The sequence below is a fragment of the Sandaracinobacteroides sayramensis genome, from assembly GCF_022014495.1.
GTDB lineage: Bacteria > Pseudomonadota > Alphaproteobacteria > Sphingomonadales > Sphingomonadaceae > Sandaracinobacteroides > Sandaracinobacteroides sayramense.
The window spans coordinates 169253-186858 of record NZ_JAKLSQ010000010.1 but is presented as its reverse complement, the minus strand read 5'-3'; the positions used below and the strand labels follow the sequence as shown (position 1 = coordinate 186858).

Genomic DNA, 17606 nt, shown 5'->3' with positions numbered 1-17606 from the left:
AGAAGGCGGCGAGTGTCCTGGCGCTCGNGCCGCTGGTTCCAGCGGCGCCGATTGGCCGACCTATGGCGGCGACGGCGAAAACCACTTCAGCCCGCTCACCGAAATCCACGACGGCAATGTGTCGAAGCTGGGCCTGGCCTGGTATCACGACATCGATCTGGGGGGCAGCAGCCTGACCGCCCCCGTGGCGGTCGATGGCATCCTCTACATGGCGGCCGGCTACAGCGTCGTGCAGGCGTTCGAGGCGGCGACCGGCAAACTGCTTTGGACGCATGACCCGGAAAGCTGGAAAAGCGCCGGGCAAAAGCTGAGGGCCGCCTGGGGCAGCCGCGGCCTCGCCTATTCCGACGGCCTGCTCTTCGTCGGCACCATAGACGGCCGGCTGATCGCCATCGACGCGAAGACGGGAAAAGCCAGATGGTCGTCGATGACGATCGCGCCCAACGACGAACGCTATATCAGCGGCCCGCCCTGGGTTTTCGACGGCAAGGTGATCATCGGCCATGGCGGCGCCGACTTCGCCCCCATTCGCGGCTATGTCACCGCCTACGACCAGAAGACCGGCAAGCAGCTCTGGCGCTTCCACACCGTGCCCGGCAACCCGGCCGACGGCTTCGAGAACGAAGCCATGGAAATGGCCGCCAGGACCTGGACCGGCGAATGGTGGAAGTTCGGCGGCGGCGGCACGGCGTGGCACGCCATGGCCTGGGATCCGCAGTTCCGCCGCATCTACATCGGCACCGGCAACGGCTCCCCCTGGAACCAGCGCATCCGCAGCCCCGAGGGCGGGGACAATCTGTTCCTCTCCTCGATCGTTGCGCTGGACGCCGATACCGGCGAATATGTCTGGCATTATCAGACCAATCCCGGCGAGACCTGGGACTATAACGCCGTCATGGACATGGCGCTCACCGATCTAGAGATAGACGGCAGGAAGCGCCCGGTGATGATCACGGCGCCGAAGAACGGCTTCCTCTATGTGATCGACCGCGAGACCGGAAAGCTCCTCTCGGCCGAGAAGATCGTGCCGGTGAGCTGGGCCGAGCGGATCGACATCGCCAGCGGCCGGCCGGTCGAGACGGAGAATGCGCGCTTCCGGCCCGGAACGGCTTCCATCATCTACCCCTCGCCTTTTGGCGCGCACAGCATCGAGGCCATGTCGTTCAGCCCGAAGACCGGCCTCGTCTACATACCGGTGATGGACCAGGGCCGCGTCTTCACCGATCCCGCCGGCCCGCTCGACAAGTGGCGCCATCTGGGCGGCCAGCGGCTTTCGCCCGGCGTCGGGGCGCCTCCGCCCGATCTGCAGCCACGGGCGCCGACCAGCGCGCTGCTGGCCTGGAACCCCGTCACGCAGAAGGAAGCCTGGCGCCTCAACTATCCCACGATGCGCGGCGGCGGCGGCACCATGGCGACGGCCGGCAATCTGGTGATGCAGGGCCGCACCACGGGCGAGTTCGTGGCGCTGGCCGCGGACAGCGGCAAGACGCTCTGGAGCTTCGACGCGCAGACCGCGGTGCAGGCGCAGCCGATCACCTATCTGGCCAACGGCCGGCAATATGTCAGCGTCGTCGCCGGCGCCCGCTTCGCGGGCGCGGTGGGCCTGCCGCGCGAGTGGAATTACCTCACCCAGCGCTGGCGGCTGCTGACCTTCACGCTGGATGGCAAGGCCAGCCTGCCACCGGCCGAAGATGTCGACATGCCGATCCTCGACCTCCCCGATTTCCGGATCGACCGGGCCAGTGCGGATATCGGCAAGACGGTCTATGCCCAGCGCTGCTCCATCTGCCATGGCCCCAACGCGCTTTCGGGCGGCGCGGCCCCCGATCTGTTGCGCTCGGGCGTTGCCGCCGATCTCGAATCCTTCTCGGCCGTGCTGCGCGAAGGGCCGTTGCAATCGCGTGGCATGCCGCGTTTCGAGGAATTGACCGATGCGGAGCTGAAGGGCCTGCAGCATTATCTGCGCTCGAGGGCGCGGGAAGTGGCCGCCGCTCCTCCGGTTCCAACCGAGATCCGGCATGCCGAAGGCCAGTGAAGCGCCGAAGGCCAGTGAATCGGGGCAATGAAGGAGTGGAAATGAAGGTAGCAATCACCGGGGTCGGCGAAACCGCCTTCCTGCGCAAGGGCGCCCAGCCTCTTCTCCACATGGTCGCGGAAGCCGGCCTGAAGGCGATCGCCGACGCCGGGCTCACCCCCGCCGACATCGACGGCTTCATCGGTAACCGCAATGTCCCGGCCTCCGACGATGTCGGCTACGCGCTGGGGGTGAAGGAACGGCTGTTCAGCGCCTGCACCGATGTGGCCGGCGGCGCCGCGCCCGCCGGCCAGGCGCTGCTGCTGGCGGAAATGGCGATCCGCGCCGGCCTCGCGAAGCATGTGCTGGTGTTCTACGGAATCCAGTCCACCCGGCCCGGCGGCGTCTATTCCTATCACGCGCGCGAGCCACAGAAGGCCGCCTTCGAAATGCCCGTGGGCTATTTCGGCCAGCCGGCCTATTTCGCCGCCATGGCCAATCGCTACGCCCACGACCATGGGCTGAGCGAAGAGGAGCTGGCCTCGGTTTCCATCACCTATCGCCGCTGGGCCGAACTGACACCTTCCGCGCAGCGCCGCGAGCCGATGGATCTGGAAGGCTATCGCCGCTCGCCGATGATCTCCACGCCGCTGCGCGCCGCCGACTGCTGCCTCACCACCGACGGCGCCGGCGCCTATATCGTCAGCGCGGTGGAACGCGCGCGCGACATGCCGCACCCGGTCGTCGAAGTGGCGGCGGTGTCGATGGCCATGAACAACTGGCCGCACGGAATCGTCTTCACGCAGAAGCCCAACATCTACGAAGTGCCGGGCGCCGAATCCGCGCGCCGCGCCTATGAACAGGCGCAGGTGTCGCCGGACGACATCGATCTGGCGCAGGTCTACGACGGCTTCAGCATCTCGGCCATCGTGCAGACGGAAATGCTCGGTCTGTGCGAGCGCGGTGAGGGCGCGCGCTTCTACCATCGCGGCGACGCGGCGCCGGGCGGCCGCAAGCCGGTCAACACCAGCGGCGGCCATATGTCGGGCGGCTATGTGCCTGGCATCAACCTGCTGATCGAAGGCGTCCGCCAGTTGCGGGGCGGCGAAGGCGCCCGCCAGGTGCCGAACGCCCGTCTCTGCGCGGTTGCCGGCCTCGGTGGCAATTCCCACTCCACCACCATTCTCGCGAGGGCCTGAGCCATGGGCATTCCCAATTATGCGGTGCATCTCGACAATCCGGCGATGCAGGGCTTCTACGAAGGCCTAGCCGCCGGCGAACTGCGCATCTCCATCGACCCCGAAAGCGGGAACTGGCTCTGGTATCCGCCCGAAGTCATCCCCGGCCGGCCGGATGCGGTCGTCGGCTGGAAGAAGGCTTCGCATGCGGGCGCGGCCTACAGCTTCACCACCATCATCCGCAGCCTGCTGCCGGGCGACCATTCGGCGGAAGTGCCCTTCACCGTGGTGCTGTTCGAGCCGGACGATGCCCCCGGCGTCCGCGTGCCGGGCGTCCTGGTCGAGGCGGACGGCGTCGAGCCCGCCTGCGGCATGCGTCTGGAATTCGTGGCGCTTCCGGTCGGCGATCACCACATCGCCGGCTTCCGGCCGGCCGGCTGAGGCCGGAGCGATGGAGCGGCGCGAATTCCTGCGCGGCGCGGCGCTGGCCGGCCTTGGAATGGCATCGGGGGGAATAGCCTCCGGGGCGGCGGCCGGATCGAAATCGCCACCTTCCCCCCTGCCCCTTTCCGCCTTTGAGACCATCCAGAGCGGAATCGCCGGCGCGGAAGGCATCGCCACCGCCCCCGATGGCCGGATTTTCTTCTCGACCAAGGAAGCCGTGCTGGCGGTTCGCGAAACCGACGGCAAGGTTCGCCACATCGGCACGCCCCTTGCCCCCACCGGCATCGCCGCCGATCCGGCCGGGCGAGTGCTGGTGGCCAATATGGGCCTGCTGAACGACGGCCCCGGCCCGCTGCAGCGGGTGGAGCCCGGAAGCGGGCAGGTGGAAACGCTGGTGGAGGAACTGGAGGGCCGGCGCCTGCTGGCCTCCAACTGCCCCACGGTGGCGCGCGACGGCCATGTCTATTGCAGCCACAGCAGCTGGGGGCCTGCCGCCAACATCGGCACCACCGACCCGGCCGGCTTCATCTACCATCTGCCGCCCGAAGGCGCTGCCTCCATCGTCGCGCGCGAGCTTCGCGGCGTGAACGGCCTCTGCCTCGACGCCGGAGACCGCCATCTCTACGCCGCGCTCACCGCCGAAGGCCGCATCGTCCGCTTCCGCCGCCTGCCGGACGGGCGGCTGGGCGAGCGGGAGAATTACGGCCCGCTGCTGGGAAAAGTGGTCGAGAACCAGATGGTGGCGGACATTCGCGCCATCCCGACCAAAGACCGCACGGACCTCGGCTATTGCGACGGCATCGCCTTCGACCAGGCCGGGAATCTCTGGGTCACCCTGCCCTTTGCCAACCGAATCGTGGCGATCACCCCGGACGGCCGCCTCGTCGATATCGCGGCCGACCCCGACGCCCGCACGATCGACATGCCCACCAACCTCGGCTGGGGCGGGCGCGGCCTCCGGGATCTGCATGTCGTATGCCGTGGCGCCGGCACGATCCTTCGCGCACGCACTTCGATAGCGGGCCTGCCACCGGCCAACTGGCCGCTCTGAAAGGCAAAGCGGCCGCTACAACCCTCAGCGCGCGCGGAACTCCGCCTGCATGCGGTAATATTCATCGTCCGGGAAGCGCTCGCTGTGGCCCGCGGCCCAATCGGCGAAAGGCGTCGGCGCCGGCACCAGCGGCGAAGTATAGTCGGAAAGCCCGCGCCGGCGGATGATCTTCCACTCCCCGCCGCGCCGCTCGTGGAAATCGAGGTAGCGGCCCTGGAAGAAGATGTCCTGCTCGCCCGCCGTCTCGGTCGCGGCGCGGCGGTGCTGGGCGAAATAATAGCATTCGCTGAACGCCCGGTCGCCCTTCACTTCCACGCTGACGTTCGAGACATGGTGGCAGGCGTATTTCAGCCCGCCGACGATCTTCGTCGAAAAGCCAATGAAATCGTGCGACTTCCCGTCGAACCGCCCATGCCTGTGCGTGGCCTCCGGCCAGAACAGCGAGCGCAGCAGCGCCTCGTCCAGCCGGTCGGTCGCGCGGGCGTAGGCGAAAAGATTGTCGCTGATGCGCTGGCGCGATTCCAGAACGTCGACCCGCGTTGCCAGGTCACCGCTCACCGGCTGCGCCGGCCGCGCCGAAGCGCTGGCGGCGACAAGGCCGGCGGGAATGGCCATCAATGCCGTCAGGGCCGCGCGGCGGTTGTTCACTTCCATCTCTTCCCTCCTCAGGCCGCCGGCTGGTCGAGCAGGCCTTCGGCCCGCAGGCGCGGAAGCACCTCCTTTTCGAACAGCTTCAACCCGCGCCAGGAGATTTCCGGATCCAGCCCGCCCAGCAGCGCGTGGAAGGTCACCGCCGTGCCCCGGCCCAGTTCCTTCAGATACTGGAAGCACTGATCGGGATCGAGCACCTGGATGTTCGGCATCGCCTTCAGCGCCTCGACCGTTTCGGCCGCCTTGTAGCGCGTGTCGCCGACGCCCCGCTCCTTCGCCCATTCGGCGTAGGTGTTGGTGGCATAGGCGACATGCGGGGCGACCAGCGGCCAGTCGCGGTCCGGATCGTCGGACACATAGAGGAAGCTCGCCGCCGGCTTCATCTGCGGCTCCGGCGGCGGGAAGCCGGCCTTCGCCCGCTCTTCCTCATAGATTTTGAACAGGTCGGGATGGCCCGGGAAATATTGATAGCCGTTCTTGCCGGCGCGGATCGCCGACTTGTCGGTGGAGCCGCCCATGTAGATCTTCGGCCCGCCCGGCGTGACCGGCGCCGGCGTGACGCGCACGGTGCGACCCTGATATTCGAACGGCTCGCCAGTCCACGCCTTGCGGCAGGTGTCGAGCGCGGTGTTCATCAGCGCCAGCCGCTTGCCGATGTCCAGCCCGAACATCTCGAACTCGTGCGGACGATAGCCCATGCCGGCGGTGAACCAGATGCGGCCGTTCGACAGATTGTCGAGAACGGCGAGATCCTCGGCCAGCCGCAGCGGATCGTGCAAGGTCACCACCAGCGCCGACAGATGCGCGACGATGTTGCGCGTCGCCCCCAGCACGGCGCCCGCCATCACCATCGAGGACGGGCAGTAGCCGCCCTCGGCGCCATGATGCTCGGCCAGGAACACCTGGGTGAAGCCCAGCCCGTCCGCCCAGACCGACTGGTCGATGGCGGCGCGGTAGAGATCGGGATGCGACGCCCCCCATTCGGGGCGGTTCATGTCGTAGCGAAGGTTCAATTGCATGTCAGTGCCTCAAGCTGCCGAAACGCGCACATTGCCATCGATCCGGCCAGTCGGAATGGCGGGCACGGCGGCAATCCGCGCCGAGATCATGGCGTCGATTTCCGCGGCGGAATAACCCACCTCGGACAGAATCTCGCGGGTATGTTCCCCAAGCCGCGGCGCCGAGCCGACGGCCAGAGCCGGCGTCTTCGACAGATGCGTGAACACCCCCAGCTCGCGGGTGTGGCCATACATGGTGTCGAAATTCTCGACCACGCGGTTGGATTTCAGCGCCCAGTCCTCCTGCAGGAATTCGCGCACCCAGCTCGTGTCGCGCACGATCTCGGCGGCGGCTCCCGCGGCGTCCAGCGCCTCGAACGCCTCGGCGGACGTCTGCGCCGCGAACCAGGGCTTCAGCGCCGCCAGCAGCTTGGCGTCGTTCGCCGACCGCAGCTTCGCGCTCTGGAAATCGGCGTCCGTCAGCAGCCCGGGCATGCCGACCGCGCGCGCCAGCGCCGCGAACCGCTGATCGGACCGGCAGCAGATGCAGACCCAGCCATCAGCCGTCTGGTAGATGCGGTCCAGCGCGTCGAAGCCGGCCTGCTCCGCGTCCAGCCGCAGGCCGTAGACCGGCTTGCGATCGGCATCGAGGAAATGCTCCGAGGTGGTCCAAAGGCTGGAATGCAGTTGCGGACACTCCAGATAATCGCCCTCGCCGGTGACCGCCCGCCGCTCCAGCGCCATCAGGATGCCGACGGCGCCCAGGAAGCCATTGTTATAGTCTTCGTTGCCGAACACCGAGCGCGTCGGCCGGTTGCCCTCGCCGCCGCCTTCGTAGAGCAGCCCGGTCCAGCCGCTGACCAGCGGCGCGAAGCTCTTCAGCAGAGACTTCGGCCCCTTCGAACCATAGCCGGGCAGATAGGCATAGACGAGGCGCGGGTTGCGCTTCGACAGCGCCTCATAGCCGATCCCCAGCTTGTCGGCCTTTCCGGGCCGCTGGTTGTGGGTGATGACGTCGGCGCTGTCGGCCAGCCGCAGCGCCGCTTCCAGCGCTTCGGGCTTCTTCAGGTCCAGTACGATGGCGCGCTTGCCGCGCTGGCAGGCGCTGAAGGGATCGGGCAGCGGCCGCATCTGGTCGCCGCCGGGGGATTCCACCTTGATGACGTCCGCGCCCAGATCGGAAAGCAGGCGCCCGCCATAGCCGACCGCGAAGAAGGAGGAGAAATCCACCAGCCGCACACCTTCGAGCGGCCGCGCCAGCCTGCGCTTCGCCTCGCCCGCCGCGCGCGCCTTGCGGGCGATCAGCTCGCCGAGCAGAGCATTGTCGGCCCCCACCGCCGGCGCCGGCTTCGGAGTTGCCGGCTGCGCCTTCGCAAAGCGGATCGCCGGGGCGGACTGGTGGATGGTGCCGAAATCCGCGTCGGGCAGCTCGATCCGCTGGCCGACGAACTCCGTCTGCGGGTCCAGCAGCACTTCCGCCGGCTCCAGCACCGGCAGCGCCGCCACATCGGCCGCCTGGAACAGGGCGATCCACTCGTCGCGCGACTTCGCCTTGAAGGCCTCGAACACCTCCACCCGCGCCACCTGATATTCGTCCTCGTCCAGCGGCACGGACATTTCGTTCGGCCCGACGTCGCGAATGCGGTCGGCGAAGCCCAATATGTCCATCGCCCGCTTGAAGGCGCTGGCGCCGCCGGTGTGGATCTGCAGGAACAGGCCGTCGCCGCATTCGAACATCGCCGTCATCAGGCGCACGCTGCCGAAACGGTCGATGGCGCCGGCGTCGCCCGCCTTGATGTAGGAGACGCCGTCCTCCTGCCACCAGTTGTTCATGGGGGACTGGGCCGCCATCGAATCCAGCAGCGAGGCGTCCACCAGCTGCCCGGTGCCGATCATATGCCGCGCCTGCAACGCCGCCAGCGCCCCGATCACCGCCAGGAAAGCCTGCCCATAATGCAGCGCCGGATGGCCGAGATAGACCGGGCCGGGCCGCAACTGGCTGCCCTTGTCCACCATCGTGCCCAGCCGCGCCGCCGCCAGCGATTCCCCATAGGGCCGGCCCGAAAGCGGCGTATTGAGGCCATAGGCGCTGAGCGAAACACTGACGAGCGCCGGGAAAGCGCCAGCAAGCGACTCCTCGTCCAGGCCCAGCGCCTTCGCCTCCTCGGCGTCCAGCGAATGGATCAGCAGGTCGGCGCCGGCCAGAAGCCCTTTCAGCTTCTGCAGGTCGGCCGCGTCGAAAATGTCGAGCTCGACGCTCCTCTTGCCGCGGTCCCAGCTCTTGCGCGTCAGGTCATGGGCATAGAAAGCCCCGCCGTGCGGCTCCACCTTGGTGACATCGGCGCCATGGTCGGCAAGCAACATCGAGGCGATCGCCCCGGGCATCGCCAACGACACGTCGATGACGACAAGATGGTCAAGTGGCCCTGCCATAGATCCTCCCACAGCTGTTCGAGCGCATCCGATTATGGCGGATTGCAACCCGGATTCGAATGCCCGACCCCTGCCGGGAAAGCAAGGCAAAGTTGCACAAGAGGATCAAATTGGCGCCAACGCCCGCCCGTTCAGGGCGATTGACACCCAAATGAAGTTGCACCATGGTGCAGGAAATCGAGAGGTTTGGGAGAGGGTTTCGATGAACGGGCTGAAGCAGGCACTTCTGGTGGCCGGCGCTGTCATGGTCATGGGCGGCGGCGATGCGCCTGCCGGCCAGGTGTCGACGAAGGCGAGCGCGCAGGGCTCCGGCCGCGACTGGGCCTGGTTCGGCGGCAATTCCAGCGAAGATCACTTCAGCCCGCTGGAACAGATCAACGATCGCAACATCGGCCGCCTTGGCCTCGCCTGGTCGCTCGACCTCGACACATTCGACAGCTTCACCGCCCCGCTGGCGGTCGATGGCGTGATCTACTTCGGGGTCGGCCACAGCGTGCTGCACGCGGTCGACGCCGTCACCGGCAAGCTTCTGTGGCAATATGACCCGGACGTCGCCAGCCAGCCCGCTTCCAAGATCCGCATGCGCGCCGGCTGGGGCATCCGCGGCATCGCCTACAAGGACGGCGTGCTGTTCACCGGCACGAGGGACGGCCGGCTGATCGCCGTCGACGCGAAAGAGGGCAAGCTGCTCTGGAGCGTCGAGACGCTGGACGAGGCGCCCGCCGGCTACATCACCGGCCCGCCGTGGGTCGCCGGCGACAATGTCGTCATCGGCTTCGGCGGCGCCGATTATGCGCCCATTCGCGGCTATGTCACCGCCTATAATGTGAAGACCGGCAAGAAGGCCTGGCGCTTCCACATCGTGCCCGGCAATCCGGCCGACGGCTTCGAGAACAAGGCCATGGAAATGGCCGCCAAGACCTGGACCGGGGAGTGGTGGAAGTTCGGCGGCGGCGGCACCGTCTACAACGCCATGGCCTATGATGCGCGCTACAACCGCATCTACCTCGGCACCGGCAACGGCTGGCCCTGGAACCAGCGCATCCGCAGCCCCGGCGGCGGAGATAATCTGTTTCTGTCCTCGATCGTCGCGCTGGACGCCGACACCGGCGAATATAAGTGGCACTATCAGACGGACCCGGGCAACACCTGGGACTTCAACAACGCCATGGACATCCAGCTGACCGACATCAAGATCGGCAACAAGCTGCGTCCGGTGCTGATCCACGCGCCGAAGAACGGCTTCTTCTATGTCCTCGACCGGGAGAATGGGAAGCTGCTGTCGGCCGCGCCCTTCGCGAAGCAGAACTGGGCCGAACGCATCGACATGAAGACCGGGCGGCCGGTGGAAGTGCCGGAAGCGCGCTTCCCCGACGGCAAGTCCTTCCTGATGTTCCCGCACGCGGCCGGCGCCCATGGCGTGCAGTCCATGGCCTACAGCCCGAAGACCGGACTCGCCTATATCCCGACGATGGAAGCCGCGCGCTACTTCGCCGACCCGGCCAATCTGAAGGACTGGCAGTATCGCCCCGGCATGTTCATCAACACCGGGATCGGCGCCTCGCCCTCCACCTCGCCGCCACCGCCGCCGGCCAAGTCGTCGCTGGTTGCCTGGGACGTGAAGGGCAACAGGCCGGCGTGGGAAATTCCGCAGCCGGGGCTCGTGAACGGCGGCGCCATCGCCACCGGCGGCGGGCTGGTGTTCCAGGGCCTGAACGACGGCCGCTTCGTCGCCTATTCCGCCGCCGACGGCCGCGAACTCTGGACCTTCGACGCCCAGAACGGCATCCTCGGCAACGCCATCAGCTACGAAGTCGGCGGCCGGCAATATGTGACGGTGCTGACCGGCTATCGCTCCAGCTTCGCCACCAACCCCACCTGGGACTATCACCAGCAGCGCCGGCGCGTCCTCACCTTCGCACTCGACGGCAAGGCCGAGCTCCCCAAGGTGGAGGACGAGGAAACCCCCGTGCTCGACGATCCGGACTTCGTGGTGGATGTGGAGAAGGCCAGGCGCGGCGCCTCCATCTACAACCAGGCCTGCGTGGTCTGCCACGGCGTCGGCCTGGTGGCCGGCGGCGCGGCGCCCGACCTGCGCAAGTCCGGCGTCGCCCTCGATTCCGAGACATTCGCCGCCGTGGTCCGCGACGGCCTGTTGATGAACCGCGGCATGCCGGCCTATGGCGACTTCAAGGACGAGGATGTGGAAGGCCTGCGACATTTCGTCCGCCAGAAGGCGCGGGAAGGCCTGCCGGCCGCATCTTCGGCCAAGGCAAAGTCTTCAGGTGGTTGACGGACAGATCAACAGCGGGCACGCTTCGTAACGGCAGATAAAGGAGCTAGTTTCGCTTGGCGAAAGAGGGTGTTGAACGGGCGCAGACTTATTCAAGCCCTGCGATCCGGGAACGGCGTAAGCGTATTCTGGAAGAAACTCGGCGCACGATCGCCGAGGAAGGGCTGCTTGCACTTTCGATGAACGAGATCGGCCGCAGGGCCGGTGTCGCCAAGCGCACGCTCTACAATGCGTTCCAGACCCGCGAGCAGATGGTCGCCATGGCGATCCGCGAATATTTCGAGGATTTCGTCCAGCACATCCCCTTCGAGAACCCGCCCGGAACCTTGATGCGCAACGTCGAGCGCATGATGGTGGTGCTCAATCGCAACAAGAAGATCCGCAACTATATCCGCGCGATCATGTCGCTCTACTTCAGCCCGCAAGGCGATGTGGACATCTGGTCGATCATGCATGTGATGGCCCTGCACCAGAATCTGGAGTATATCCGCGTTCTGCACGCGAAGCGGCAGTTGCAGCCCTGGGTGGACGTGGACCAGCTCGCGGCCGACGTGGTGCGCTTCGAATATGCCACCATCAACGACTGGGCGCACGGCCGGATTCCGGACGAAGACGCCGTCCGGCGCCTGCTGGAATGCTATCTGACGCTGATGGCCGGCGCCACGCGCGGAACGGCGCGGAAAGAGATCGAGACTCTGCTGCTCCGCCTGCACCAGGAGGGGATGGCCGCGCTGCCGCAGATGAAGCGGATTCCGGTGCCCACCGCGACCCCGATCCGCGTGCCGGAAAAGGGCTGAACGCCACCCTCTAAAATTTGCCTAGAGGTGCAAAATTTATTGCACTTGGCGGGCAAAGATGGCTTTGTGATTCCAAACTGTCCGCAACTGGAAGGGGAGGAAGATGACGGAACGGCCGCCGCTCATCGTCGAAAAGCGCGAGGATGGAATCACCGTCCTCACCATCAACCGTCGCGAAGCCCGCAACACCGTTTCCTTCGAGATGTGGGATCTGTTCTCGGCCGCGCTCGACGAACTTGAGGGCGACACGCCCGCCCGCCTGCTGGTCATCACCGGCGCCGGCGGCTGGTTCGGCAATGGCGGGGATGTGAAAAATCCACCCGTGCGCGGAGACGGCGCCCTGCGCCTCGCCGCCCGTCTCGAAGCCGGCCAGCGCATCGTCCGCCGCCTGCGCGCCCTCCCCGTCCCCAGCGTGGCGGCGGTGGAAGGCGGCGCCTATGGCATCTCCTTCGCGCTGGCGATGGCCTGCGACATGATCTTCGCCGCCAACGATGCCACCTTCGGCGCGCCCTTCGTCGATTACGGGCTGGTGCCGGACGGTGGCGCCGCCTGGTTCCTGAACCGCCGCATCGGCCGCGCCCGCGCCTCCGAGATCCTTTATTCCGGCCGCTCGCTCGATTGCGGCGAGGCGCTGTCGCTCGGGCTGATCGCGCGGGCGGTGGAACCCGGCACGGCGCTGGAACAGGCGATCCATTTCGGCTCCACCATGGGCAGCGGCAACCGCCACGCGATCGAACTGACCCGCCGGCTGCTCGACATCGCCGAAACCTCCGACCTGCCGGCCGCGCACGCGCTGGAACTGGTCTATTGCCACACCTGCCAGGCCGGCGACGAGCCGACCCGCGCGCGGGAGGCCTTCATCGCCCGGGCGGCAGCCGCCCGCGCCGCCAAACAGGGCTGACGCATATGGAACTGGACATGTCCGCCCTGTCGATGGCGGCGCGCTACAAGGTGGTGAATTCCACCATCACCCCGCGCCCCATCGCCTGGATCACCAGCGTCTCGGAAGCCGGAGTCGTGAACGCCGCCCCCTACAGCTTCTTCAACGCCGTCGGCACGGAACCGCCGCTGATCGCGCTCGGCCTCCTGAAGGACCCGCGCGGCCGGCGGCTGAAGAACACCGCTTCCAACATCGTCGCCACCGGCGAATTCGTGGTGAATCTGGTGTGCGAGGCCGACGCCGAGGCCATGAACCGCTGCAGCGTCGACGCGCCGCCCGAAGTCAGCGAAGTGGACTATGCCGGCCTCCAGACCGCGCCTTCCACGAAAGTCGCGCCGCCGCGCATCGCCACCAGCCCGGTCAGCTTCGAATGCCGCAAGCTGGTCGCGCTCGACATCGGCACGCATCAGACGGTGGTGATCGCCGAAATCCTCGTCACCCACATCGCCGACGCCTTCGTCACCAACCCGGACAAGCTCTATCTCGACACGCCGGCGATGAAGCTGATCGGCCGCACCCATGGCAGCGGCTGGTATGCCCGCACCTCGGACCAGTTCCAGATGGAACGCCCCCTCTATTTCCCGGACGGCGCTTCCAGGGACTGAGCGTTTTCCAGCGCCCGGCGCCAGGCCTGGCGCTGGCGCCCGGCCGTCCAGTAGCCCGGGTCGAACAGCGCCTGCATGGCGATGCCGTAAAGCGCCTCGCCCATCCGTTCGGACGCGAGCTTGGCTTTCGCCCCGCCCCACCCCTGCGCCAGATACCAGTTCTCCAGCCGCAGGCGGGTTCCGGCGAGGCCCTGCTTGTGCACTTCGGCCATGTTCGGGTCGAACAGCGCCGCCGTCCAGAAACACAGCCACACACGCCAGATCCGCCGCTGCTCCACCCCGAGCGGCAGCGTTTCCTCCAGCGCTTGCGGCAAGGGCGCGTCGCTTCGGCCCAGCACTTTCTCCCGAAGCCCGATCGCGGCCTCCACGCTGTAGCCATAGGTTTCGCGCAGGATCTCCTCCTTGTCGCGGAAATAGTGGCTGATCACCGTGGTGCTGCATTTCAGACGCGCCGCCAGGCTGCGGAAGGTCACCGCGCCCAGCCCGCCCTCGTCGATCAGTTCGGCGGCGGCGGCCACCACCGCGGCCCGGCGGGCGTCGCTGTCTATCGCGGGCGGCATGTCGTAAAAATATCCCCCAATGCAAAAAACATCTGTTGTAAATGATCCTAGTCGATTATGGACAGGGGAACAATCCGCCGCAACGACGGCCTGTATTAAGGGGAGGAGCCGATGTTCCCGCATCTGCTGCAGCCAATCCGCGTCGGCGGGATGGCGATGAGAAATCGCGTGGCCGCGCCGCCGCACGCCGCCGGTCTCGGCAATCTGCTCGGCTCGGAAGCCGAGGCCGACCGCTACATCGCCTATTGGCAGTCGCTGGCGGCCGGCGGCACCGGCCTGCTGATCGCCCTCAACGGCTTCCTCGAAAACCATCTGCCGCCCGGCTTCGACCCACAGGGCATCGGCGCCCGCCGGCAAGGCGTGTTCCGCAACCCGCTCTTCGTCGAGCGCATGGGCCGGCTGGCGGAGCGGGCGCATGGCGAGGGCGCCTGTGTCGGCACACAGATCATCATCCAGGGCGGAATGCCGCACGGCCCCTCGCAAATCCTCAGCGGCCCCGTCATCCACCAGGTGCCGCACGCCCTCACCCGCCGGGAAATCGCGAAGTTCGTCGCCGAATACCGCTTCTCGGCCGAGCAGGCGCTGGCCGCCGGGCTGGACTGCATCGAACTGCACGCCAATCACGACGATCTGATCGAATGGTTCCTCTCGCCGATCACCAACCAGCGCACGGACAGCTATGGTGGCTCCTTCGAACGCCGCATGGCCTTCCTGCACGAGATACTGCTGGCGATCCGCGAGGGCGTCGGCGACCGACTGACGGTCGGGGTCAGGCTGAACATGGCCGAAGCCGAGCTCGGCGGCTATAACGAGGCGGGCGGGCTCGCCATCGCCCAATGGGTCGAATCGACCGGCCTCGCCGATTATCTGGGGCTGGTGATGGGCACCGGCTGGGGCTTCCCCAGCTATATCCAGACGCACCATTTCGCCCCCGGCCAATGGGCGGAAACGGCCGGCCGCTTCCGCCGGGCGCTGAAGCTGCCGATCTTCCACGCCGGCCGCATCGCCGATCCGGCCACCGCCGAGGCGATTCTGGCGGCCGGGCATTGCGACGTGGTGGCGGTGGGCCGCGCGCATCTGGCGGATTCGCAATGGGTCGCCAAGGCGACCGCCGGCCGCCCCGAAGACATACGCCCCTGCATCGCCTGCAACGAATGCATCAGCCGGCCGCTGGCGGAAAACCTGCCCTTCGCCTGCACGGTGAACCCGGCGCTCGGCGCCGACGAGCGCCGGCCGCCGGCGAAAGCCGCAAGCGCCAGAAGGCTGCTGGTGGTCGGCGGCGGCCCGGCCGGCATGGAACTCGCCGCCACCGCGGCCGAGCGCGGCCACCAGGTCGAGCTGTGGGAAGCCGGGCCGGAACTGGGCGGCCAGATGCGGCTCGCCGCCAACCTCCCCTCGCAGGACATCTTCCTCTCCTACCTCGGCTGGCAGGAACGGCGGCTGGATCGCGCGGGCGTGCGGGTCGTCACCGCCCAACGGGCAACGCCCGAGGCCGTGATGGCCGCGGGGGCAGACATCGTCGCCATCGCCACCGGTTCCACCGCCCGCCGGCCGCAGGTGCCGGGCGCCGACCTGCCCCATGTCGTCGATTTCCGCGAAGTCGCCGCCGGCCGCGCGTCTCTTGGAAAGCGCGTGGCGATCGTGGTGGAGGACGATCATGTCGCGCCGCTCGCCACCGCCGACCGGATCGCCCGCGACGGCCATCAGGTCAGCATGTTCATCGCCACCCACAGCCCGGCGCCGCTCGTCAGCCGCTACTCCGCCGGCACCTGGCTCGGCCGCCTTTCGGAAGCCGGAGTCGAGATGGTGCTGATGCAGCAATTGCTGGAAATAGAAGCGGAGCGGCTTCGCACCCGCCATGTCTATTCGGGGCTGGAAGCAAGCCATGGCCCGTTCGACAGTGTCGTCCTTGCCTGTGGCGGGGTTTCGGATTCATCGCTGTTCTCGGCGCTCGACGAGCAGGTGCCGGAACTGCACATCCTGGGCGACGCCTATGCCCCGCGCCGCGTCGTCCACGCCACGCAACAGGGCCGGGAACTCGCCAAATTGCTATGATCGGCGCGCGCGCGAGGGGTTGTGCGAGTCGGCGGAATCGCGCATAAAAAAGCACCGAAGTGCAAAAAACAATTGTTGTATAACAACCGTTATATCATAATGGCGCGGACGCCAACCGAAATGAATCGGTGGCTGAGGAGAGGGAGGCACAAGTGAACATGAATGTTGACACGCGCGTTCCCGGCCACGTCCCGCCGGAACTGATACGCGATTTCAGCCTTTTCAGCGGCCCGGAGATGGAGCGCACACCCGCCGGCAATCCGCAGGCGGCGCTCAGCTTCGTGCACCGCGATTTCCCGCCGATCTTCTACGCGCCGATGAACGCGGTGGACGGTCGCGGAACCTGGGTGGTCGCCACCGCCGAGGACCAGCGCGCCGTGCTGCAGAACACCGAGATATTCTCGTCCGACCGGCAATTGTTCGAAAAGGCGATGGGCGAGCCGCTGCCGATGGTGCCGCTGGAGATCGACCCGCCACACCACACCGCCTTCCGCGCGCTGCTGAACCCCCTCCTCTCCCCCCGCCGGGTGCAGGACATGGAAGTCGGCGCCCGCGAACGCGCCGTGCGCCTGATCGAGGACTTCAAGGATCGCGGCTATTGCGAGGTGATGGACGAATTCGCCTTCCCCTTCGCGGTCGGCGTCTTCCTGCAGTTCCTCGGCGTGTCGGACGACCGTCGCGACGAATTCCTGGGCTGGGCCAACGACCAGTTCCATGGCGATTTCGAAGCCCGCAAGCGGGCGATGCGCACGGTGGTGAACTTCGTGCAGAGCCTGATCGACCTGCGCCGCCTGGAACCCAAGGACGATTTCGTCGGCTTCCTGCTGCAGGCAAAGGTGGAGGGCCGCTCCCTCACCGACCGCGAGATTCTGGGTGTCGCCGTCCTGCTGTTCCTGGCCGGGCTCGACACGGTGGCAGCCGCTCTGGGCTTCAGCTTCTACCATCTCGCCCGCGTGCCGGAAGACCAGCGCCGCCTGCGGGAAGACCCGGAACTCATCAAGTCGGCGGTCGAGGAGTTCTTCCGCGCCTATCCCACCATCCAGCCGGTCCGGCAGGTGGTGAAGGACCATGACTATAAGGGCGTTCCCTTCCGTGCCGGCGATCTGGTTTCCTGCCCGACGCAGCTTTCCAACCGCGACCCGGCGGAGTTCGCCGACCCGGACACGGTGGACATCGCGCGGGAGAACAACCGCCATTCCGCCTTCGCCTTCGGCCCGCACCGCTGCCTCGGCTCGCACCTCGCGCGCCGCGAGCTGATCATCGGGCTTGAGGAGTTCTTCGCACGCATCCCCACCTTCCGCCTGAAGGAAGGTTCGGTGCCGGTTACCTATGGCGGCTATGTTTTCGGTGTCGAAAACCTGGTGCTGGCCTGGAACTGAGGAGGGACAGATGCGAATCCATGTGAAACCCGGCGCCTGCCAGGGCAACGCCCGCTGCTGGTCGCTCGCGCCCGACATCTTCCAGCTCGACGAGGGCGGCTATGTGCTGCCCGACGACATCGACGTGCCCGAAGGCCAGGAACAGCTAGCCCGCCGCGGCGTTCGCGCCTGCCCGGAACGGGCGCTGCAAGTGAAGGACGAAGGCTGA

At 67.1% G+C, this 17606-nt stretch carries 14 protein-coding genes and 1 pseudogene; 11 read left to right on the top strand and 4 right to left on the bottom strand.

What is annotated here, in order from left to right:
* Nucleotides 1-13: 13 nt before the first annotated feature.
* The 4 genes and pseudogenes from L6Q21_RS09075 to L6Q21_RS09055 all read left to right on the top strand — a co-directional run.
* Nucleotides 14-2035: pseudogene (locus L6Q21_RS09075) on the top strand (PQQ-dependent dehydrogenase, methanol/ethanol family); the annotation flags it as partial.
* 41 nt (nucleotides 2036-2076) lie between these two features.
* Nucleotides 2077-3213, top strand: coding sequence for a thiolase family protein (locus L6Q21_RS09065; RefSeq protein WP_237830422.1), 1137 nt, complete (start codon nucleotides 2077-2079; stop codon nucleotides 3211-3213).
* 3 nt (nucleotides 3214-3216) lie between these two features.
* Entirely contained in the window at nucleotides 3217-3633 is a 417-nt protein-coding gene (locus tag L6Q21_RS09060; RefSeq protein WP_237830421.1) for a Zn-ribbon domain-containing OB-fold protein, read from the top strand.
* A 10-nt stretch (nucleotides 3634-3643) separates the two neighbouring features.
* A complete protein-coding gene (locus L6Q21_RS09055) occupies nucleotides 3644-4687 on the top strand; it encodes an SMP-30/gluconolactonase/LRE family protein (RefSeq protein ID WP_237830420.1) in 1044 nt (347 codons plus the stop codon).
* Between the two features lie 24 nt (nucleotides 4688-4711).
* Here L6Q21_RS09055 and L6Q21_RS09050 read toward each other — a convergent pair whose 3' ends face one another.
* The 3 genes from L6Q21_RS09050 to L6Q21_RS09040 are packed head-to-tail and all read right to left on the bottom strand — an operon-like array spanning nucleotide 4712 to nucleotide 8769.
* Nucleotides 4712-5341, bottom strand: coding sequence for a nuclear transport factor 2 family protein (locus L6Q21_RS09050; RefSeq protein WP_237830419.1), 630 nt, complete (start codon nucleotides 5339-5341; stop codon nucleotides 4712-4714).
* Nucleotides 5342-5352: 11 nt separating this feature from the next.
* A complete protein-coding gene (locus L6Q21_RS09045; protein WP_237830418.1) occupies nucleotides 5353-6357 on the bottom strand; it encodes an LLM class flavin-dependent oxidoreductase in 1005 nt (334 codons plus the stop codon).
* A 9-nt stretch (nucleotides 6358-6366) separates the two neighbouring features.
* A complete protein-coding gene (locus tag L6Q21_RS09040) occupies nucleotides 6367-8769 on the bottom strand; it encodes a CaiB/BaiF CoA-transferase family protein (RefSeq protein WP_237830417.1) in 2403 nt (800 codons plus the stop codon).
* 202 nt (nucleotides 8770-8971) lie between these two features.
* Here L6Q21_RS09040 and L6Q21_RS09035 point away from each other — a divergent pair, with 202 nt between their 5' ends.
* The 4 genes from L6Q21_RS09035 (at nucleotide 8972) to L6Q21_RS09020 (ending at nucleotide 13404) form a co-directional block, all read left to right on the top strand.
* Nucleotides 8972-11062 (top strand): PQQ-dependent dehydrogenase, methanol/ethanol family, encoded by a 2091-nt coding sequence (locus L6Q21_RS09035; protein ID WP_237830416.1) that lies wholly within the window; start codon nucleotides 8972-8974, stop codon nucleotides 11060-11062.
* Between the two features lie 56 nt (nucleotides 11063-11118).
* On the top strand, nucleotides 11119-11859 hold the full coding sequence (locus L6Q21_RS09030) for a TetR/AcrR family transcriptional regulator (RefSeq protein WP_255696818.1): 741 nt from the start codon (nucleotides 11119-11121) through the stop codon (nucleotides 11857-11859).
* A gap of 103 nt (nucleotides 11860-11962) precedes the next feature.
* The gene (locus L6Q21_RS09025; RefSeq protein ID WP_237830414.1) at nucleotides 11963-12760 is read left to right on the top strand and encodes an enoyl-CoA hydratase/isomerase family protein; all 798 of its coding nucleotides are present in this window, start codon (nucleotides 11963-11965) and stop codon (nucleotides 12758-12760) included.
* A 5-nt stretch (nucleotides 12761-12765) separates the two neighbouring features.
* The gene (locus L6Q21_RS09020) at nucleotides 12766-13404 is read left to right on the top strand and encodes a flavin reductase family protein (protein WP_237830413.1); all 639 of its coding nucleotides are present in this window, start codon (nucleotides 12766-12768) and stop codon (nucleotides 13402-13404) included.
* On the opposite strand, the gene L6Q21_RS09015 is transcribed toward L6Q21_RS09020, so the two are convergent.
* Nucleotides 13374-13964 (bottom strand): TetR/AcrR family transcriptional regulator, encoded by a 591-nt coding sequence (locus L6Q21_RS09015; RefSeq protein WP_237830412.1) that lies wholly within the window; start codon nucleotides 13962-13964, stop codon nucleotides 13374-13376. The genes L6Q21_RS09020 and L6Q21_RS09015 overlap by 31 nt on opposite strands.
* Before the next feature lie 111 nt (nucleotides 13965-14075).
* On the opposite strand from L6Q21_RS09015, the gene L6Q21_RS09010 reads away from it, so the two are divergent.
* From L6Q21_RS09010 to L6Q21_RS09000, 3 genes are all read left to right on the top strand, one after another.
* Nucleotides 14076-16019: an oxidoreductase gene (locus tag L6Q21_RS09010; protein WP_237830411.1), complete on the top strand. Its 1944-nt coding sequence runs from the start codon at nucleotides 14076-14078 to the stop codon at nucleotides 16017-16019.
* A gap of 158 nt (nucleotides 16020-16177) precedes the next feature.
* Complete coding sequence (locus tag L6Q21_RS09005) at nucleotides 16178-17398, top strand: cytochrome P450 (protein ID WP_237830661.1); 1221 nt, start codon at nucleotides 16178-16180, stop codon at nucleotides 17396-17398.
* Between the two features lie 10 nt (nucleotides 17399-17408).
* The gene (locus L6Q21_RS09000) at nucleotides 17409-17606 is read left to right on the top strand and encodes a ferredoxin (RefSeq protein ID WP_237830410.1); all 198 of its coding nucleotides are present in this window, start codon (nucleotides 17409-17411) and stop codon (nucleotides 17604-17606) included.

Excerpts from the sequence above, each read along its gene's own strand:
- L6Q21_RS09065 (WP_237830422.1), top strand. The coding sequence starts at position 2,077 with ATGAAGGTAGCAATCACCGGGGTCGGCGAAACCGCCTTCCTGCGCAAG.
- L6Q21_RS09060 (WP_237830421.1), top strand. The coding sequence starts at position 3,217 with ATGGGCATTCCCAATTATGCGGTGCATCTCGACAATCCGGCGATGCAG.
- L6Q21_RS09055 (WP_237830420.1), top strand. The coding sequence starts at position 3,644 with ATGGAGCGGCGCGAATTCCTGCGCGGCGCGGCGCTGGCCGGCCTTGGA.
- L6Q21_RS09050 (WP_237830419.1), bottom strand. The coding sequence starts at position 5,341 with ATGGAAGTGAACAACCGCCGCGCGGCCCTGACGGCATTGATGGCCATT.
- L6Q21_RS09045 (WP_237830418.1), bottom strand. The coding sequence starts at position 6,357 with ATGCAATTGAACCTTCGCTACGACATGAACCGCCCCGAATGGGGGGCG.
- L6Q21_RS09040 (WP_237830417.1), bottom strand. The coding sequence starts at position 8,769 with ATGGCAGGGCCACTTGACCATCTTGTCGTCATCGACGTGTCGTTGGCG.
- L6Q21_RS09035 (WP_237830416.1), top strand. The coding sequence starts at position 8,972 with ATGAACGGGCTGAAGCAGGCACTTCTGGTGGCCGGCGCTGTCATGGTC.
- L6Q21_RS09025 (WP_237830414.1), top strand. The coding sequence starts at position 11,963 with ATGACGGAACGGCCGCCGCTCATCGTCGAAAAGCGCGAGGATGGAATC.
- L6Q21_RS09020 (WP_237830413.1), top strand. The coding sequence starts at position 12,766 with ATGGAACTGGACATGTCCGCCCTGTCGATGGCGGCGCGCTACAAGGTG.
- L6Q21_RS09015 (WP_237830412.1), bottom strand. The coding sequence starts at position 13,964 with ATGCCGCCCGCGATAGACAGCGACGCCCGCCGGGCCGCGGTGGTGGCC.
- L6Q21_RS09010 (WP_237830411.1), top strand. The coding sequence starts at position 14,076 with ATGTTCCCGCATCTGCTGCAGCCAATCCGCGTCGGCGGGATGGCGATG.
- L6Q21_RS09005 (WP_237830661.1), top strand. The coding sequence starts at position 16,178 with ATGAATGTTGACACGCGCGTTCCCGGCCACGTCCCGCCGGAACTGATA.
- L6Q21_RS09000 (WP_237830410.1), top strand. The coding sequence starts at position 17,409 with ATGCGAATCCATGTGAAACCCGGCGCCTGCCAGGGCAACGCCCGCTGC.